Origin of the sequence: Dolichospermum compactum NIES-806, assembly GCF_002368115.1 — a bacterium.
Taxonomy (GTDB): Bacteria; Cyanobacteriota; Cyanobacteriia; order Cyanobacteriales; family Nostocaceae; genus Dolichospermum; species Dolichospermum compactum.
In genome coordinates, this window is sequence record NZ_AP018316.1 from 58095 (window position 1) to 77328 (window position 19234).

The window sequence follows — 19234 nt, forward strand, 5'->3', positions numbered from 1 at the left end:
ATCCTGTTTATCCTTTAATCCTGGATATCCTGATTCTGACAATTATTCCTTTTGTGTAGTTTAAGATTTTAGGAATGTTGGGTTTCCTTGCGTCAACCCAACCTACGATGTTAATTGTTTCTCTAGGTTTTTAGCAGCTAAGGACATTGAATAACAAAATACCCAATAAATCAAACCAATAAATAAATATACTTCTGCATATCTTCCTAAAAATTGTGGTTGTGCTAAGATAGAACGTGCCATTCCTGTTAATTCTACTAATCCTACTAATGATAAAAGGGAAGTATCTTTAAATAAACCAATAAATTGACCAACAATTGCGGGAATAACTGCGCGTAATGCTTGGGGTAATATGATTAATATGAGTAATAAAGGTGTGTTTAATCCTAGTGCTTTTCCTGCTTCTATTTGTCCTCTGGGAATTGCTTGTAATCCCCCGCGCACGTTTTCAGCCATGTATGCTGCACTAAATAATATTAGTCCCACAATACCTCTGAGTAATCTATCTAAACGTAAATCTGGTGGTAAAAATAAGGGTAACATGACTTGGGCTAAAAATAGAATCCCAATTAAGGGTAATCCTCTGACGATTTCAATATAAAGAATAGAAAACCACCGGACTACGGGTAAATTACTGGTTCTTCCTAATGCGAGTAAAACTCCTATGGGGAAGGAAAGAACAATACTAATTATTGCCATTAATAGGGTAAGTAATAAACCATTCCATAGGTTTGTAGATACAGGTTGTAATCCTAAACCACCACCAATTAACCAGATAATTAGGGGACAAGATAATAACCAAGTTAGCGAAAGCCAAGGTGTGATAATTTTAGTAAATTTTTGACCAATTATCAAACCTGCAACTATTAAACCTGTAATTAATAATAACCATAAACGGCTTGTTAATGGTATGGGTAAAATAAATAATAAAATCCCGATAATAATAGCAGTAATCAGAGAATTGCGTTTTGTAAATATGGCTTTTTTGGTAAATGCACCCCCAGTAATTGTGGTTAAAGTTGTAGATATTCCCAAAACAACCCAAATTCGCCAATATAAACTTTGGGGAAATCTTCCTACTAAAAATAAATGTAAATTAACTTGGATTACTTGCCATTGTGCTTTGGTAATTAACCAAGATGCAAATCCTTGAACTAACCAAAATAGAAATATAAAACAAACAACAGTTAGTAAACTATTGTACCAATTATTAAAGAGATTTTTTCTTAACCAAGTTAGTTTAATCATTATGGAAATTTCAGTCTAATTAAGGTAAAAATATGCGATTAAATGGTTGTTTTCGATAGCGACGATAAATTCGCTTTTTTGCGTACATCTCTATCTGACAAATCTCCTGATCCTTCTAGTAAGAATTGTGGATAACCACCCATTCGTTCTAAAACTGTTTTATCCGAAGTTGGATAATTGTTAACAGGTGTTTCCAATGATGAGATAAATTGTAAGACAAGTGGGATTTGTTGATCACTAAGATTAGCGATCGCTTGTAAGAGTTCTTGGTGTGGGTTGGTGGAGTACATGGTCATTGATTTGTGTTGTGATGATTACAATTTTAGCAAATAGGACTCATAATTTAACGATTTATCTTTCCTTAATTTGCACAGAACGATTAAATAAATTCATAGTCAAAGAAATTATCAAACTCAAAGTTAGATAGGTGATCATAATTAACAGCATCACTTCTACAGCTTTCCCCGTTTGGTTAAAGGTTGTAGAAGCTACGAAATAAATATCAGGATAACCGATAGCGATCGCTAAACTGGAATTTTTGGTTAAATTGAGATATTGACTAGTTAATGGGGGAATAATCACCCGCAAAGCTTGGGGAAAAATAACCAATCGCATTGCTAAACCTGGGTTTAACCCCAAGGATTTGGCTGCTTCTAGTTGTCCTGTCGGGACTGATTGAATTCCCCCGCGCACAATTTCCGCAATAAACGCACCTGTGTAAAAAGTTAACCCCAATAATAAACTAGAAAATTCTGGAGACAAGGTAAACCAGGGAAATTGAATTCCATTTTGGCTAAAGTTAGCAAACCCCAAAAAGGAAACTTTATTTTCGGCTTTAGGAAAACTCAAGAAAACTGCAAAATACCAAAATAGCAATTGTAATAATAATGGAGTATTCCGAAAAACCTCTACATAGACAACCGTAATTTTTTTCACTAACCAATTATCTGATAATCTTGCAATTCCCGCAGTAATTCCCACAATTGTGGTGACGAAAATTCCCATTACTGCTATTCTTAGAGAATTAACTAATCCCACCAATAAAGCATAATTATAAGCATCCGTTGGTTTGTAGTTAATGAGAGTTTCCCCAATATCAAAAGATGCCTGTTGCTTGAGAAAATTAAATCCAAATTGAATTCCTAATTGCTGTAAATTTCGGCTGACATTCCCCCAGAAGATAACAAATACAAATACTGCTAAAAATACAAAAATTAGCTGAATGGCATTTTGCCAAAAGCGATAATCACGCCACAAAGGAAGTTTTGAATTGGTCATTAGTCAGTTGTTAATAGTAAGAAATTTCTCTTGCTTCCTTAGCGGAAAGGTGGAGAATAGAGTAATCCTCCTTTCGTGGAAATTTGATTTTGTCCCCGGGGGAGATTTAGTTTTGTTTTTGCTCCCAAATTGCGATCATAAATTTCGTCATAGTTACCAACGTGCTTAATTATTTTGGCAGCAAAATCCTTTGTTAAACCAATTCCTTCGCCCAGGTTTCCTTCTGTTCCTAAAAAACGTTTGATATCGGGATCTTTACTATTAGCAAACTCTGCTAAATTTTGAGAATTAATGCCTAATTCTTCTGCTTTCACCAAAGCATAAATAGTCCATTTGACTATATCACTCCACTGACTGTCACCCTTAGCAACTGCTGGTGCTAGAGGTTCAGAAGAAAGAACATCATCTAAAATGATATTATCGTCTGGTTTAGGTAGGGTTGTGCGTCGAGAAACCAGTGCAGAACGGTCTGTGGTTACGGCATCACAACGTCCTTCTGCATAAGTAGCAAAGGTGATATTCACATCTTCAAAAACAACGGATTTATAAGTAATTCCCCGTTTCCGCATTTGGTCTGCTAAATTTTGTTCGGTGGTAGTTCCAGTTTGCACACAAATGGCTTTGTCCTTCAGGTCTTTGATAGATTTAATATTGCTATTTTTACGGACCATGACGGCTTGACCATCATAAAATACCACAGGGGCAAAATCTAAACCCTGGGAAGTTGCACGGCTAAAAGTCCAGCTAGTATTGCGACTGAGAATATCTACCTCTCCAGTTTGCAAAGCTGTAAATCGCTCCTTGGTGTTGAGATTGCGATATTCTACCGCATCTGGATTATCAAATACTGCTGCTGCAACAGCCCGACAAATATCAACGTCAATGCCGCTATATTTGCCGTCAGTGCCGACAAAACTAAATCCTGGTAGTTCCCCGCTAACGCCACAAACAAGCTGTCCACGGCTTTTAATGCGATTCCAGATCACGCGAGTAACTTGTCCTGGGGGGGTGCTGTCGGGATTTTGTGTATTGGGATTATTTTGTGGTTGATCATTACAGGCGCTCAGAATTAAGATTAAAGGAGCGATCGCTAAAGGCATCCCTATCCCCTGTAAAATTACAGATAATTTACTAAATTTCATAATTGTTTTTCCCAAGAATCTTCTTTGGATGTTTCCACATAATTGAAACATTTATTGATACTCGTGGCAAATATATCTTCTTAGGAGAGCAAAATTAAACATTTTGAAAATCCCTAAACCCATGAATTACGTAGGGGCAAACCCCCTATAGTTGCCCCAAATACCGGGGTAGGCACGGGGGCGCTACCCCTACATCAAATTCAAATCTTTTATATAATCAATTTTACTGACCTACCTACAAAAAACCTCTTAATTAAGAATATGCTAAATTTTCTCAACTCTCTTCTCGGTCGCCACCCAGAGCGAATCAAAGCCAATGTTGAAATTTATACTTGGCAAACTTGCCCCTACTGCATTCGCGCTAAAATGCTACTATCATGGAAAGGTGTTAATTTCACCGAATACAAAATTGACGGCGACGAAACAGCTAGAACAAGCATGGCAGAACGCGCCGACGGTCGCCGTAGCGTCCCCCAAATTTTTATTAATAATCAACATATTGGCGGTTGTGATGACCTGTATCAATTAGATGCAAAAGCTCAACTTGACCCTCTGTTATGTCAGGTTGCGGGTAATGGGTAATTGGTAATTTTCTTCTTCCTCTTCCTTTTCTTCCTTCGTGTCCTTCGTACCTTCGTGGTTCGTTAACTCCTGACTCCTGGGCGCAAGCCCTGCGCCCCTACCCCTTCTTCCCCTCATGCTTGAACACCCAGAATATTTAAAACATCGAAAATGGATGAATCACGCTCTGGAATTGGCACGAGTGGCTGGTGATGCTGGTGAAGTTCCCGTGGGGGCTGTGATTGTTGATATGAATAATCAATTGGTTGCTGTGGGTGAAAATCGCAAAGAGCGAGATCAAGATCCGACTGCACACGCAGAAATTATGGCGATTCGGGCTGCTAGTCAAGTTTTACAAAGTTGGCGCTTGCATCAATGTACTTTATATGTCAATCTAGAACCCTGTCCGATGTGTGCCGGTGCTATAGTTCATGCACGATTAGGAAAATTGGTCTATGGTGTGGACGATACCAAAACTGGCGCTATTCGTACTGTTATTAACATCCCTGATCACCCAGCCTCTAATCACAGGTTGAAAGTGGTGGGAGGTATTCTAGAATCAGACTGTCGAGAACAATTACAAAATTGGTTTGCTACCCAACGTCAGCAAAAATAACAGACACAGATCAGACTGTCCAAATGGAAAAACACAAATTACCCAAGAAAATCTACGGTGGACATAATCAAGTTTGTGTCATCTTTTATTCGCCAAAAAATCAGCCACCGTCATGATCAAATCATACTTTGCTTCTACTAACCGCCATTCAAAAACTAGAAATACGCCTGTAAATCCATTGGTGCTTCCGAGTACCTCGCGGGTTTCGCCTTGGTTAATCCGTGTTGCTTATCTTCTAGGACGCTACATGGTTTTGCCATCTTTCTTTGGGCATATTAAAGTGACTGGAAGAGAAAATATTCCTAAAAGTGGACCGGTGATTCTTGCACCTACCCATCGTTCCCGTTGGGATTCCCTGGTTTTGCCCTACGCGACTGGTCGTTGTGTGACGGGTAGAGATATGCGATTTATGGTAACGAGTAATGAATGTCAAGGGTTGCAAGGTTGGTTTGTGCTGCGAATGGGTGGTTTTCCTGTGAATATTGACCGTCCAGCGATCGCTACTCTCCGGCATACGGTAGAATTAATGCAGCAGGGGGAAATGTTAGTTATTTATCCCGAAGGTGGTATTCATCGTGATGGTCAACTTCATCCCCTCAAGCCGGGAATCGCTCGTTTAGCTGTGACTGCTGAATCTACCTATCCAGGATTAGATATTAAGGTTATCCCTGTCGGTATCCACTACAGTGAACCCTATCCTAATTGGGGTGCTGATGTGAATGTTCATATTGGTGAACCTATCAAAGCCGCAGATTATATGAATGGAAATTTAAAACTAGAAGCCAAAAGGCTGACGGCAGATTTAACCCATAAATTAAAACAATTAAGTCATCAAGAAGTAGAAATTAGCGATCGCATTTTTGCAGAAATTCATAATTAAAATCAGGTAGGGGCGCAGGGCTTGCGCCCATTCATAAGTTACAATCAGGAAAATTCCTCCCCTAGTTCCCATTACTTACAGGTATTTAACAAATATAATCCGATTTCAGGAATTTTTTTCAGTTAATATGTAAAAGCTAAAACCTGTAGCCAAAATATTTGGTAGCCATATTACACAACTATAGATACTTCCTGAAATAATTAAAGCATTAATAACCGCCTCAAATATTTTCATTAACCCCAGAATTACTAAAGTAACTGTAAAACTATTATATTTAATCCTTGGTTGCAAATTAATTCCTATAGCTGTACCCAAAAAAGCCAATACAGCGCAGGAAATAGGTAAGGTAAATCTTTTTTGAAGATTAACTTGTAATTTGATTAGATTCGGGATATCTCCTGCTTTTTTTGCAACTAACAATCGTTGATAAATTTGAAATATATTCATTTCTCTATGATCTAATTTTTCCCTATCTAGTTGAAATTGCCGAGATATACTAGAAAGATTAAGGCGAACTTCATCAAACTTAATTCCCTGACCATAAGAACCATCTGGATTAATTATACTCTTGACACCATTATAAAAAAACCAATATTTGTTTCCTTCATTCCATTCAGCAAATTTAGATTTTATAATTACCTTCAAACCCCGATTATCTCTAATTAATAAGGTAACTTCTTGCATTTTTCCATCACTAAATCTCTCTGAGTAAAAGAAGTATTTAAGATAATTATCTTTATCAGATATTTGTTCATAATTTCTGTTGGCTAATTCTTTATAAACAATGTGATCACTTTTAAGATCCCATCTATTTATATTCATCACTTCTTCTAAGGTAATAGCAGCTTTATAGTTAGAGATAGGGACAATACCCTCATTAACAATAAATAGGATTAATGAAAGAATAAGACTTAGATGAATCGCTGGACAGATTAATTTATACAAACTTATTCCACAACTTTGTAAAGCAATAATTTCACTGGTAATTGATAATTTATTATAAACGAATATTGTGGTCATTAAAATAGCAATTGGTACAGCCAAAACAATAAACTCAGGTACTTTAAGAATGTGTAAATATATTAAAGTACCGAAAGATATTTGTTCCGTCAGGAGAAAACTAAATTGCTCGAATGATATACCAATTGATTCCGCAACAACAGTAACAATAACTATGGTAAATAGTAAAATCGGGGTAATTTCCGAGATTAAATAGCGCTCTAATAATGATATGCGAGGAAAAATATTTATTTTTTTCATTTATCATTTTGCTGGTTATGTAGTTGCAGCAGTTGACGATATTTTGATATACAGATATTAGTGATAAAAATTTTGTGGTGCGCTTATTAATCTTATTTTTGTTTTTCGTAAACTGCTGGTTAAGTTATTTTTGGAAATGTTGGGTTTCGCTGTCGCTCTACCCAACCTACTACTAACATATTCCATTGTTAGTTATTTCTAATTTCTAAAAGCTTGTGGTATACTAGATCCATCTGGTCGTCTACGCGCTCCGGGTATACATCTCCCTCTTGAACCATCGCTAAAGGTTTTCGCAGGAAGAGGTCCAGCTAAACTACAATCACTTTGATATAATTGCCATTCCATTTCAGCTTTGTCAGCAAGACTAGATGTTCCACCTCCTCCACCAGAAGTATTATTAGGTGTACCGCTAGATGTACCTGTGGGGGTATTAGAAGTATTATTAGATGTACCGCTAGATGTACCTGTGGGGGTATTAGAAGTATTATCAGATGTACCGCTAGATGTACCTGTACTAGGAGTATTACTTGATGTACCTCCACCACAGGAGGTAATCATTAAACCAATCAGTAGAAATCCAAAAAGCCTATGAGTTGAAAAAATTCTTAACATAAAGTAGTTTTACATAGATTTACTTATCCCACTCTAAATCTAAAAATCTCAACTACTGTATAAGTAATGATTGTCTTGTGACTGTTTTATGATTAACTTGGAGGTCGTTGAAAAAGTTTTTGATTGTAATATTAGACACTTTTAAATTATTCAATCTGCTTCTTTCAAAGGGATTTAGAGGCATATAAGATTTGTTGATACATGATGAGAGACTTTTTATGAGAGAATAAATACTGTCAGTAATAATATGTTTTTAGGTGATGAGAAGCCCTAGTAATGATCAAAAAAAGAAAAGAATTACCGTGACAGCCTCTTGTCAATGTATAGAGAAGGCCGAAATGGCTTTAATTAGACTAGGATTTGAATCAAAATCCGATTTTGCTAAATATCATTTATCTAGAACAACAGTTACCAAATTTTTTCAAGGTCAACCAATTTCAATTGACTCCTTGAAAAGGATATGCAGAGAGTTAGAATTGAATTGGGAAGATTGTTTACCAACAGAAGAAATAATTAATAATAACCAAGAGAAAAAGACAAGAGAAAATAACAATTATTCCAATTACCAATTACCAATTACCAATTACCAATTACCAATTACCAATTACCAATTACCAATTACCAATTACCAATTACCAATTACCAATTACCAATTACCAATTACCAATTACCAATTACCAATTACCAATTACCAATTACCAATTACCAATTATAGCATTTCCTAGTCTAATGAAGTACAAAACTATCTGCGTTTGTCAGCGTCCATCTGCGTTTAATTATTATTGCTTGTACTTCACTAAAATAGGAATTGATATACCAGTTATAGCGGTTCTCGATTGAGTGAGATACAAGAACCCCAACCCCAACCCCCTCCCCGCAAGCGATGAGGGGGCTATGATGTATATCATGCAAGTGCATACCGCTATAGCGATTCCAATTACGTAATTATTTATTACCTACTCCAATTACCAATTCCCAGTTATTAAGTTTGCCCACATCTAAAGCAGCGTAGTCAATAACTTGTAATTGCCAGTTACCTTTTGCGGGTAAAGAAAGTAATTGTTTCAGGGCAGGATGCGATCGCACTGTGTAAGTATTTTGTAATTGATTACGACGACCTAATGTGCGACTTTGTAATAAAATCCGCTGATTATTAGGAGCAATTAAATAAACTTCTAAATCTCCTAAAAAATCATGGGTGATATTCACGGTAACTTGGATATCTGTGACATTGACAGCTTCATTAATACCGATCATACTTTTAATCCCCTGTCTATTATTATCAGGAATATCCACAACCTGAGAATTTTTGAACTGGATTTGTTTATTCGTAATTTTAGCAACCGCACCCATCTGCTGCGCTAGTCTCACAGCCTTAGCTGCATTGACTTTGCCATAACCAAACCATTGACTATGACCATTACTATCATAAGTACCCCCACGCACACCCAACTGAAGATCAGGGTTATTATCCACAATTTTATCAGCCGTATCTTGGAGAATACGTTTAACTTGTTGAGCCGTTAAATCAGGATTAGCTGATAATACCAAAGCCGCTACTCCTGCGACTACGGGAGTAGCACTAGAAGTCCCACCAAAGTTTTTAGTAAAATTTCCCGCATCATAACCAGCCGCACCTATTTGATCTGTTGTAAATACTCCCAATCCAAATAGAGAAGAAACAATTGCCGGTTGTGTATAAACAAAACCAGTTTCCTGAAACCACATTCCTGGGGGAGCATTATTACTAGGAGCGCAAACAGAAACATTACCTCCCCAATTACTATAAGCAGCCTTTTTATTCAAACTAGTAGATGCAGATACAGTAATCACATCAGGATGAACAGCAAAACCGCTCAACCAATTTGTCTTCCCTTGGACAATATTTTTCGGCCAGTTCTGTTCATTTACAGTCCCATTAATCGGACGATTAGCATTTCCGGCTGCGAAAACAATCACACATCCTTTTCCCCTGCGTCCATTGGTAGCAGCCCGGTTAATAGCCGCTTTTTGCCGAATAGAAAGGGGGAAATAAACAGCAGAAGCTCCCCAACTACAAGAAATTACACTCGCGCCTTTTTCTACCGCCCAATCAAAAATATCCTCAATTGATTGATCATCTAAAAAGCCAGTAGTGCGAATGGGCATCATTGCACAACCAGGAGCAACTCCCACAATTCCCGAACCATTTTCTTCAGCTACAGCTAATCCTGCACAAGCAGTCCCATGACTAGTTTCTTTTTCTCCAGGTAAGGGTAAAAAATCGTTTTCTTTTAGATCTCTAGGAGCAACAATTTTACCTGTACCTTGAAAATCTGGATGTTTTAAATCAAAGGAATCATCTACTACAGCCACCACTATAGAACGCACACCACGAGTAGTATCCCAAGCTTGTTCCACAGAAATATGCGAACCAGCTACCAATTGATTACTACTATTATGATTGAGATACCATTGCTGGGAATAAAGAGAATCTTTGGGTTTATAATGGGGTTCTTGTTGAATGAGAATATTCGGTTCAGCCGCTAAAACTTCTGGCAGTGTTTGTAAATAATTGGTAATTTTAACGGGATTTTGTGTGGCTTGTTTATTAACAAGAAAAATGAAGGTATTTGGTATGCCGAATACTGGTTTATCTTGAACTAAATTCAATGTACTGGTAATAGTATTAATTTTAGTATTATCTACCCAAGTAGCAAATTGAATGGTAATTTGGTCACTGAGATAAACAAAAGTTCCGGGATTATTTTCCAATGTATAAACATGACTCACAAAGTCCACATTTTCATCAGCACGGAGTTGAGACATGACTGCATCTAGCTGATTAGGAAAAACCGTATATAGTTCTAATTTTGCTTGAGGAATACTCCGCCGCCATACGCTACCAGGAATCTGTGTTAATTTTTCATGGGGAAAATTAGCATTAGGACGAATAGTAAAACGATATAGCGTTTTTTCTAGCGTTAACTCTTCACCACCCCGTTGTAAGGTTAGTGACTCGCCGTTATTTGCTACATCTGATTCAGGAAAATCCGCAGGATTAATATTATCACTCATAAGAATTGGGGATTGGTGGAATTAGCCAAATTGAAAAAACCTTGATTCGTAGGTTGGTTTGTGGAACGTTTATGGTCGCACAGCAATGGGACAAAATCCAAGGCATTTGTTGGGTTTCCTTGCGTCAACCCAAACTACAAAAAATGGCGAATGTATTGTGAATATATTCTATTTTGCGGTGATTTGTAATTCAATTCGTTGTCCGAGTACCCCTAAAGTCCGTTCCATTGTAGATAATTTTGTGGCGTGGTGGGGATCTAGGATACGTCTGACTTCCTTTTCATGGATATTGAGAGTAGAAGCAAGCTGGGCTTTGCTAATACCTTTTTCACGCATTGCTAGATATAATGTGGCTTTTATTGCTGTCTGCGCTGGTACGGCTACTAAATATTCTTGATTTTTGGGTTGTGATGGTTGAGGGATTTCTAGCCTATCATCAATCCGAAGAGCGATCGCTTCTTCTAAACAATCAGCAGCTTCATTAAGTGCTTCTTCCCAGGAATTACCTTGAGTAATTGCTTCTGGTAAATCCCGAAATGTCACCACAAATCCACCATCTTTTTCATCAGCAGTCAGCATGGCTGGATATACAAATTGAGTCATAATAATCCCGGTGTTAAATTTGTTTGTCTGAATCAGAATTTGAGGATTCACAGGATGTTCTTTGGTGATGATGTAGCCAAAGAACAGAAAATAGGATAATATAAATTTAATCACTTAGATATTTTAATCTAATATGAGTATTAATTTATTAATCGAAAAAATTACAGAAGAAATGCAGGAAGAAGCAGAAATGCAAATCCGCGACAAGAAAAAATCTGTTGATTACAACACAATTGAATACCCTATTGAAGTTATAGTTGACAAATACCTAAATGGTCTTGATGATGATTCTAATGAATTATTTATTCCAGATTACCAAAGAGCAATGATTTGGGATATCAAAAGACAATCTAAATTTATTGAGTCTATTCTGTTAGGTTTACCTATTCCTTATATTTATGTTGCAGATACTTCAGGGGAAGAAACAGACGAAAATCCTTTAAATACAAAGGATTTAGCTCGTTTAGAACTTATAGATGGAACACAACGAATTCGTACTTTAGCAAATTTTCTTAATAATGAATTACAACTACAAAATCTAGAGAAGCTAAATAAGCTGGAAGGGTTTCGATTTTCCAATCTACCTATTGCACGTCAAAGACGTTTCCAGCGAACAACCATAAGAATGATTCAACTAACAGAAGATGCTGATGAAGAAACTCGTAGAGATTTATTTGAAAGAATTAATACTGGTAGCGTTGAATTAAACCCAATGGAAAAACGCCGGGGTATTAGAAGAGGTGCGTTTCTTAATGTAATAGATGAATTAGCAAAGTATGAAAAATTCATCCATCTTTGTAATTTTACAGAACCGTCAATTGGAAGAGTAGAACCCCAAGAATTTGTTTTACGATTTTTTGCATTCCTAAATAATTATCAAGATTTCAATAAAAATATTAATGAATTTCTCGATGACTATTTAGATGCTATGAATAAAGCTGATCCAAATCTTTTACAAAACATGAAAAATGAATTTTATGTAATGATTGATTTTGTAGGAACACACTTTCCAACAGGTTTTAGACAAGGAAATAAGAAAGATAGAACTACAACTCGAATTAAATTTGAATCTCTTGCTGTTGGTATAACTTTAGCTTTAAGACAGCAAGATAACCTCCAACCTGTATCAGTAGATTTCCTAGATTCAAAAGAATTTAGAGAATACACTAGCAGCGATGCTAGTAGTTCTAGAAATAAAGTTATTCGTCGTCTTGAATATGTTCGTGATCAGATTTTAGGTACAGTTTAGTGAAAAGAATATTAGATTTAGATGATTTTGACGAACGTGCTAAAGACGTTAGTGATTATCTTTGTTTTCTGAGAGATTTAGAACAGGGTGAAATTCTATTAAGTAAAGATGGTGCAATTTCTAAAATTGATCCGGAATTAGATAAAAGTTTAAAAGCTACTGGATTTTTATTACTTTACAATCTTGTAGAATCTACTATGAGAAATGCTATTCAAAGTATTTTTGATGAAATGAGTAAAAAAGGAGTTTCCTTCGATCAACTTAAAATAGAAATTAAAAGAATAATTTTGCAAAATGTAAAAAAGAATGTACAAGAATGTGGTGTTAATGATTTTGTAGAACAAATAGAAAATATTGTTAAAGATATTATTCAATCTGGCTTTAATAGAGATGATCTTTTTTCTGGTAATGTGGATGCTAAAGAAATTAAGAATATAGCTAAAAAATACGGATTTTCTAGTAAAACTGACGTTGCGACTAGAGATGGAATTGATTTACTGTCAATAAAAAAAAATAGAAATGATTTAGCTCATGGTGTTATGTCTTTTAAAGAAGTTGGTCAAAATACATCTGCGGAAAATCTTGTTGAAATCAGCGAAAGAGTTATAAAGTATCTTAGACAAATTCTAGAAAATATTGATGAATATCTAGTGAAACAGGAATATTTGGATTCTGAATAATTGAACTGAATTTTATTAAATTTAAGAGACTATACTATCAGAAATTAGACAGACCATAAATTAATCTCTTTCTTCTTGTTTAACATTTTCCAACGTCGCTTGTAATACTACCAAATGCAAATTATATCTAGTATCTGCTTGTAAATAACGTTGTTGTAGTGGTTGCCATTCTTGCCACAATTGATAACGATTTGCGGCTAATAGCGTCGTTAATCCACGTAATTGAGTATCCAGTTCTGATTTGAATATATTCTCTAACCATTCATGTAAAACCATATTATCTTGGATCATTCCCAAGATTTCTTGAATATTTTTAATATCATGAATATGTGCAGTAAAAGACTCACCATATAATTCAGTAAATAATTCCATTTGGTAGCGGAGACGTTTGGCTTGTTTTCGCAAATCATGGAGAGTTTTACCTTCTGTTTTCAGATGTTCTTCTAATTGGCTGGGTGTCCATTTTGTTTGGACTACTATTTCTGATTCGACAATTTTAGTGCCAATTAGCCATCCTGGATGTAAGCAAAATTCACTCACTTCTGGTGAGAGTAAATCTGGTAAGATGTAATAAATTGGTATAGATGAGAAACTTCGATAACTGGGATTTTTTAACCAATTTTCACATTCATTTTTAAAAGATTTATAAATTTCATCTTTAAATGTTTTCTGAACATGAGAGACGGCAATTTCTCGTTGTTTATGCAATTCTGTAAAAGCTGTTTCTAGAGATTTTTGTTCTTTTTCAAGTAAATGCGGTTTGTAATTCTTTTCCAAAATTTCTGCAAGGACATCTAAATCTCTGAGACTACCTAAAATGCGGGCAAATTTACCAATATTTTTATCACTAACTGATTTTGGTAAAAATAAATATCTTTCAAATCTACTCACAGCAGTTCTTAACCGTCGCATTCCCACTCGCATTTGGTGAAGTGGTTCTGGATCTTCGTCTCTTTTAACTGCTTTTTCCCATTTTATGGTTTTTGTCAAGTGGTTTTCAATGGCTTGGTGTGCAGTTTCACCGAGAGTTTTGATTGATGTTGCTGAGGAGATTTTCATTGTCAGAATTAGGATGTCCAGAATTAAGGGATGAACATTGTCTGAATCAGGATGTCCAGGATTAAAGGATGAACAGGATGAAACCAGGAATTTTATTACCAATATCCAGGATTAAAGGATGAACATTGTCAGAAATGGCTAACGCCACGCTACGCGAACAGGATGTCCAGGATTAAAGGATGAACAGGATGAAACCAGGAATTTTATTACCAATTACCAGCCTCAAGTAGATAATTCACAACTTGAATTAATACTTGTGTTTAAAGATTAGTGGAAATAGCTTGTACTGGACAAGTAGGAATACATTGTTCACAGACTATGCAGCGCGATCGCACAAAGGTGAGTTTATATGTCTCTGGATTAATAGCTAGGGCTTCAGTGGGACAAACCCCTGTACATAAACCGCAGTGAACGCATACATTTTCATCAATGACAATTTCACCTAATCCCAGAGAAACATGAATATGTTGCGATCGCATCCACTCAATTGCTGCATCTAACTGATCAATGTCCCCTAATAATTCTACCACCAGTTTACCAATTTGATTCGGGGCAACTTGGGCGCGGATAATATTCGCAGCGACATTAAAATCCTTTGCTAGTCGGTAGGTAACAGGCATTTGAATCGCCCGTTTGGGAAAAGTCAGGGTAACTCTTTTTTTCATTATGTGAGAAAACAGTAAAATGAACTAAGTTAATAAGTCTTAATAAATTGATTATGAGTACCGAATCCCCTGTAAATTCTAGTAACCGCATCAAAAACTTCTTAATTGCCATTGTAGCGATCGCTTTGGGAGTTGCCCTCTTCTTAGGACTTAAAACTGATTCTACCTCAGTTTCCCTGGCGGAATTAGGTAAAACTGCCATGCCCTTAGAAGTAGCCCTCAGCAACGGAAAACCCTCTCTAGTCGAGTTTTACGCCGATTGGTGTACAGTTTGTCAGAAAATGACACCCGACATGGCAAAACTCAGAGAAAAGTACAATAAAAACCTGAATTTTGTCATGTTGAATGTTGATAATACCAAATGGTTGCCAGAAATGCTCAAATATCGAGTAGATGGCATTCCCCACTTTATATTTTTGGGTAAACAAGGGGAAACCATCGCCGAAACCATTGGTGATATCCCCCGCACCATTATGGCTAGTAATTTAGAAGCCTTAATTGCCGGTTCTACCCTTCCCCACATTCAAAGTAATGGCAAAACCTCCCAATTTTCTACCTCAGTCGCCACAGATAGTAATCAAGATGATCCTCGCAGTCATGGTAGTCAAGTCGTAAATTAGATGATTGGAGATTGGGGATTGGGGATTGGGGATTGGTATTATTTAATTATTGGCTAAAAAAGCATCAAATTTTTTCATATCTTCCATAAATATCTGATGACAACCTATAAGTTTATTAGCTAAGTCAATGATTCTCTGATGATCTAAATCATAGGCATACAAATTTCTGCTGACATGACGAAATCCTCTAAACTCATTAAGTTGTTCATAAGTATCTTAAGAAATAATAGCAGGGCGGACATTTGGAACTGGAACTAATAACTGTCCTAATAACTGTATGTGCCAATCTGCACTTGATGGAGTAACACCATCCATTTGTTTAGCAATTAAAGCAAAAACTCTTTCAACACCAGTATAGAAATTTTGTACATATAATGCTAAACCACTCATCAAGCCATCAAGATAAATAGGATCATCATTTTGCTGAATTAATAATAATAATCTATTAACTCTATTCACCAATTCTTCAAGCTTGATTAGTTCTTCAGAAATTTTTTTCCTCAATCCAATCATAGTTCTATTCCTTGAGAAATTGCAGGTAAAATATAAGATTTAGCGTGTTGTGCTTCCATCAAATCAAGAGAAAAATCTTCAGCAATATCTAAAAGAACCCCCACTGCTTTAAAATAATCTTTTTCTGGTAAACCCCAAACAGCTAAATCAATATCAGAACGCCAACTCATTTGTTGATGATCCAATAAAGAACCGAATAAGACAACTTTTTCTGCACCAAATCTTTCTTTCAATATTTTGGCACATTGTCGAGCAATTTTTAAACCTTGCTTTTGGCGTTCTTGCATAGCAACTAGAAACTGAGGACGATTTTTTCTAGCTTCTAAAATCTCTTGGATAATTCGTTGTTTAGTAGCTTCATTAATGAGACTCATAGTTTCTCAAATGTGGGAATTTTCTAAAATAATTATAACTCGACTTCCGGGAAAATTGCTCTATCAGACATTACTCAAAGTAAGATAGTGTATGATTGTCTTTTTTCTCAAAATTTACTATGGCTACAATTAACGACAACTACCTGAAACTCAAAGCTGGTTATCTGTTTCCAGAAATTGCGCGACGGGTAAATGCTTTTGCACAAGCTAACCCTGATGCTAAAATCATTCGCTTGGGGATTGGTGATGTCACCGAACCCTTACCAGAAGCTTGTCGCACAGCCATGATTAAAGCTGTAGAAGATATGGGCGATCGCTCATCTTTTAAAGGATATGGGCCAGAACAAGGTTATGCTTGGTTAAGGGAGAAAATCGCCACCCACGACTTCCAGGCACGGGGAGCAGCCATAGAAGCCGATGAGATCTTCATTTCCGACGGTTCTAAGTGCGATTCTGGCAACATTCTCGATATTTTTGGCAAAAATAACATCATCGCCGTTACTGACCCCGTATACCCCGTTTACGTAGATACCAACGTCATGGCGGGTAATACAGGAGACGCTAATGAAAAAGGGGAATATGGTGGTCTAGTTTATTTACCTGTCACCGCTGAAAATAATTTCACAGCGGAAATTCCTAGCCAAAAAGTTGATTTAATTTATCTTTGCTTTCCTAATAATCCCACAGGTGCAACTGCAACTAAAGAACATTTGCAAGCATGGGTAAATTATGCCAAAGCTAACGGTTCAATTATCTTCTTTGATGCTGCTTACGAAGCATTTATTACAGATCCTACCTTACCTCATTCTATTTTTGAAATCGAAGGTGCGAGAGATTGTGCGATTGAATTCCGTTCTTTCTCCAAAAATGCCGGGTTTACCGGAACTCGTTGCGCTTTAACTGTTGTTCCCAAAAACCTCACAGCTAAAGCTGCTGATGGTTCTCATGTCGAACTTTGGAAACTCTGGAATCGTCGTCAATCTACCAAATTTAATGGCGTTTCTTATATTATTCAACGGGGTGCAGAAGCAGTTTATTCAGAAGCAGGACAAACACAAATCAAAGCTTTGGTAAACTTCTATTTAGACAATGCCAAAATCATTCGTGAAGAACTGACAAATGCTGGTTTAAATGTTTATGGTGGTGTCAATGCACCTTATGTATGGGTGCAAACTCCTCATGGTTTATCCAGTTGGGAATTTTTCGATAAATTATTAGAAACTGTGAATGTAGTAGGAACTCCCGGTTCTGGTTTCGGCGCTGCAGGTGAGGGTTATTTCCGCATTTCTGCCTTTAATAGTCGGGAAAATGTGGAAGAAGCCATGAAGCGAATCACTGCTAAGTTTAAGGTGTAATTCAAGTTTAATAATTTATGGTGGGTAATTCCCACCTTACTTTTGTGAAATGACACTTCCCCAGTCATTTACAATCCGTAGAAGTCCTCATTTAAAATTTGCTCAATGGAAAAAGGAAAGGTGATAGGATATTCACTTTCTTCCGGTATCCGCACCCCAAATTTGGCAAATTTACTCTCCTTAATTGCTAACTTACGAGCATCGGGATAAGCTTTTTCTATAGCTTCAACCAAGAAACTTTTAAGAGAGGGAGTATCGGCTAAATTATCCAGAACCCGCTGACGATGTTCCATAACTAAACTGTACCAACTTCCCTTCATTGAATCAGGTGCATCATGCTGAATCTTTAACTTGAGTAAATGAGCCAATAAAATTTTGAGATTACTTCTGAGCGTATTCTTCTCCGATTTACCCAAATCAACTAACTCCTCAATCAAATGCTGAATATCTAGCGACTCAAATTCATGATTCTGTAACTGCTGAATTGTTTGCTCAATCCATAATTGCAAATCGCTATCATATAGGGTGTTAGACATCTTTTAGATTTACTCCCAGTGCAAATTTTGATTTAGTGAAGTAAGAGAATTAAGCCATCAAACTCTTATCTTTTCCCTATTCCCTTGTCTCCAGCAATAATTTATCTGATACCTACTGTATTTAAGATGTGACAACTTGATGTAATTCATGGGGAGTCAGATGAGAATGAACAACTTCACCATCACGAAACCAAACAATCCGTTTAGTTTGTCGCGCAACTTCTGATTCATGGGTGACGATAACAACAGTAATACCACTACTATTAAGTTCACTAAACAAGTCTAATACTTCTTGGGTAGTATGAGAATCAAGTGCGCCGGTGGGTTCATCTGCGAGGAGAACAACGGGATTGTTGACAATAGCACGAGCGATCGCTACTCTTTGTTGTTGTCCCCCTGATAATTGGGTAGGTTTGTTATTCAGGCGTTTTTCTAAGCCAACTTTGATTAATGCGGATGTCGCGCGATCTTTTCTCTCCCCCGGTTTAACACCAGCATACACCATTGGCAGCATGACATTTTCTAAAGCTGTTAATTGATTTAATAAATGGAATTGTTGAAAGACAAAACCGAGTTTTCTATTGCGAATATGCGCCAATTCAGTATCATTCATTTGTGCGACATTCAAATTATCTAAATAATAATTTCCACTACTAGGACGATCTAAACAACCGATAATATTCATGGCTGTAGATTTACCCGAACCAGAAGGTCCCATAATCGAACAATATTCACCCTGTTTAATCACCAAGTTAACATTATTCAGTGCTTTAACTTCTATTTCCCCAATTCCATAAACTTTGAAAATATCCTCCAACCGAATAATTGCTAATTCTGGTGCATGGGGACTATTTGTATTAGTTATTGTCAGAGTATTATCCACAAAGATTCATCCTTATATAAAATATAATTGTAGTAAAGATTAT

The 19234-nt window shown here is 36.5% G+C and carries 21 protein-coding genes and 1 pseudogene; 8 read left to right on the forward strand and 14 right to left on the reverse strand.

All coding sequences use genetic code 11. From position 1 onward, the window contains the following. Nucleotides 1–102: 102 nt before the first annotated feature. Genes CA730_RS00275 through CA730_RS00290 form a run of 4 tightly spaced genes read right to left on the reverse strand, consistent with a single transcriptional unit; the run spans nt 103 to nt 3668 of the window. The gene (locus CA730_RS00275) at nt 103–1248 is read right to left on the reverse strand and encodes an amino acid ABC transporter permease (protein WP_096662564.1); all 1146 of its coding nucleotides are present in this window, start codon (nt 1246–1248) and stop codon (nt 103–105) included. A 38-nt stretch (nt 1249–1286) separates the two neighbouring features. After that, nucleotides 1287–1544 (reverse strand): hypothetical protein, encoded by a 258-nt coding sequence (locus CA730_RS00280; protein WP_096662566.1) that lies wholly within the window; start codon nt 1542–1544, stop codon nt 1287–1289. Nucleotides 1545–1599: 55 nt separating this feature from the next. Further along, complete coding sequence (locus tag CA730_RS00285) at nt 1600–2526, reverse strand: amino acid ABC transporter permease (RefSeq protein ID WP_096662568.1); 927 nt, start codon at nt 2524–2526, stop codon at nt 1600–1602. Nucleotides 2527–2564: 38 nt separating this feature from the next. Beyond that, the gene (locus CA730_RS00290) at nt 2565–3668 is read right to left on the reverse strand and encodes an amino acid ABC transporter substrate-binding protein (RefSeq protein ID WP_096662571.1); all 1104 of its coding nucleotides are present in this window, start codon (nt 3666–3668) and stop codon (nt 2565–2567) included. A gap of 261 nt (nt 3669–3929) precedes the next feature. On the opposite strand from CA730_RS00290, the gene grxC reads away from it, so the two are divergent. From grxC to CA730_RS00305, 3 genes are all read left to right on the forward strand, one after another. Next, nucleotides 3930–4250, forward strand: a complete 321-nt coding sequence (gene grxC / locus CA730_RS00295) for a glutaredoxin 3 (RefSeq protein ID WP_096662573.1) — start codon at nt 3930–3932, stop codon at nt 4248–4250. 154 nt (nt 4251–4404) lie between these two features. Next, on the forward strand, nt 4405–4845 hold the full coding sequence (gene tadA, locus CA730_RS00300; RefSeq protein WP_231939938.1) for a tRNA adenosine(34) deaminase TadA: 441 nt from the start codon (nt 4405–4407) through the stop codon (nt 4843–4845). A 112-nt stretch (nt 4846–4957) separates the two neighbouring features. Further along, complete coding sequence (locus tag CA730_RS00305) at nt 4958–5725, forward strand: lysophospholipid acyltransferase family protein (protein ID WP_096662577.1); 768 nt, start codon at nt 4958–4960, stop codon at nt 5723–5725. Between the two features lie 105 nt (nt 5726–5830). Here CA730_RS00305 and CA730_RS00310 read toward each other — a convergent pair whose 3' ends face one another. Further along, nucleotides 5831–6985 carry an LptF/LptG family permease gene (locus tag CA730_RS00310; RefSeq protein ID WP_096662579.1) on the reverse strand — a complete coding sequence of 385 codons (1155 nt, stop codon included), beginning with the start codon at nt 6983–6985 and terminating at the stop codon, nt 5831–5833. 198 nt (nt 6986–7183) lie between these two features. Then, the gene (locus CA730_RS00315; protein ID WP_096662581.1) at nt 7184–7597 is read right to left on the reverse strand and encodes a hypothetical protein; all 414 of its coding nucleotides are present in this window, start codon (nt 7595–7597) and stop codon (nt 7184–7186) included. Between the two features lie 338 nt (nt 7598–7935). Between CA730_RS00315 and CA730_RS25050 the strand changes: the two genes are divergently transcribed. Next, nucleotides 7936–8322: a helix-turn-helix domain-containing protein gene (locus CA730_RS25050; protein WP_197705479.1), complete on the forward strand. Its 387-nt coding sequence runs from the start codon at nt 7936–7938 to the stop codon at nt 8320–8322. 220 nt (nt 8323–8542) lie between these two features. On the opposite strand, the gene CA730_RS00330 is transcribed toward CA730_RS25050, so the two are convergent. Continuing rightward, nucleotides 8543–10654: a S8 family serine peptidase gene (locus CA730_RS00330; RefSeq protein ID WP_096662585.1), complete on the reverse strand. Its 2112-nt coding sequence runs from the start codon at nt 10652–10654 to the stop codon at nt 8543–8545. Between the two features lie 168 nt (nt 10655–10822). Next, nucleotides 10823–11257 carry a type II toxin-antitoxin system HicB family antitoxin gene (locus CA730_RS00335; protein WP_096671177.1) on the reverse strand — a complete coding sequence of 145 codons (435 nt, stop codon included), beginning with the start codon at nt 11255–11257 and terminating at the stop codon, nt 10823–10825. 133 nt (nt 11258–11390) lie between these two features. Here CA730_RS00335 and CA730_RS00340 point away from each other — a divergent pair, with 133 nt between their 5' ends. Both CA730_RS00340 and CA730_RS00345 read left to right on the forward strand, forming a co-directional pair. Beyond that, nucleotides 11391–12506 carry a DUF262 domain-containing protein gene (locus CA730_RS00340; RefSeq protein ID WP_096662587.1) on the forward strand — a complete coding sequence of 372 codons (1116 nt, stop codon included), beginning with the start codon at nt 11391–11393 and terminating at the stop codon, nt 12504–12506. Then, a complete protein-coding gene (locus tag CA730_RS00345) occupies nt 12506–13186 on the forward strand; it encodes an MAE_28990/MAE_18760 family HEPN-like nuclease (RefSeq protein ID WP_096662589.1) in 681 nt (226 codons plus the stop codon). Before CA730_RS00340 ends, CA730_RS00345 begins: the two co-directional genes overlap by 1 nt. 60 nt (nt 13187–13246) lie before the next feature. On the opposite strand, the gene CA730_RS00350 is transcribed toward CA730_RS00345, so the two are convergent. Together CA730_RS00350 and CA730_RS00355 are read right to left on the reverse strand one after the other, a co-directional pair. Continuing rightward, the gene (locus tag CA730_RS00350) at nt 13247–14245 is read right to left on the reverse strand and encodes a CHAD domain-containing protein (protein ID WP_096662591.1); all 999 of its coding nucleotides are present in this window, start codon (nt 14243–14245) and stop codon (nt 13247–13249) included. 260 nt (nt 14246–14505) lie between these two features. Next, a complete protein-coding gene (locus CA730_RS00355; protein WP_096662593.1) occupies nt 14506–14910 on the reverse strand; it encodes an NIL domain-containing protein in 405 nt (134 codons plus the stop codon). A 53-nt stretch (nt 14911–14963) separates the two neighbouring features. On the opposite strand from CA730_RS00355, the gene CA730_RS00360 reads away from it, so the two are divergent. Continuing rightward, complete coding sequence (locus CA730_RS00360; RefSeq protein WP_096662595.1) at nt 14964–15530, forward strand: thioredoxin family protein; 567 nt, start codon at nt 14964–14966, stop codon at nt 15528–15530. A gap of 42 nt (nt 15531–15572) precedes the next feature. On the opposite strand, the pseudogene CA730_RS26195 reads toward CA730_RS00360, so the two are convergent. Together CA730_RS26195 and CA730_RS00370 are read right to left on the reverse strand one after the other, a co-directional pair. Continuing rightward, nucleotides 15573–16043: pseudogene (locus CA730_RS26195) on the reverse strand (ribonuclease toxin HepT-like protein). Next, nucleotides 16040–16417 carry a nucleotidyltransferase family protein gene (locus CA730_RS00370; RefSeq protein WP_096662599.1) on the reverse strand — a complete coding sequence of 126 codons (378 nt, stop codon included), beginning with the start codon at nt 16415–16417 and terminating at the stop codon, nt 16040–16042. Before CA730_RS00370 ends, CA730_RS26195 begins: the two are co-directional and overlap by 4 nt. Before the next feature lie 119 nt (nt 16418–16536). On the opposite strand from CA730_RS00370, the gene CA730_RS00375 reads away from it, so the two are divergent. Continuing rightward, nucleotides 16537–17772, forward strand: coding sequence for an LL-diaminopimelate aminotransferase (locus tag CA730_RS00375; RefSeq protein ID WP_096662601.1), 1236 nt, complete (start codon nt 16537–16539; stop codon nt 17770–17772). A 68-nt stretch (nt 17773–17840) separates the two neighbouring features. On the opposite strand, the gene CA730_RS00380 is transcribed toward CA730_RS00375, so the two are convergent. Both CA730_RS00380 and CA730_RS00385 read right to left on the reverse strand, forming a co-directional pair. Further along, nucleotides 17841–18308, reverse strand: a complete 468-nt coding sequence (locus CA730_RS00380; RefSeq protein ID WP_096662603.1) for a DUF29 domain-containing protein — start codon at nt 18306–18308, stop codon at nt 17841–17843. A 121-nt stretch (nt 18309–18429) separates the two neighbouring features. Continuing rightward, a complete protein-coding gene (locus tag CA730_RS00385; RefSeq protein WP_096662605.1) occupies nt 18430–19191 on the reverse strand; it encodes an ABC transporter ATP-binding protein in 762 nt (253 codons plus the stop codon). Between the last annotated feature and the right edge of the window lie 43 nt (nt 19192–19234).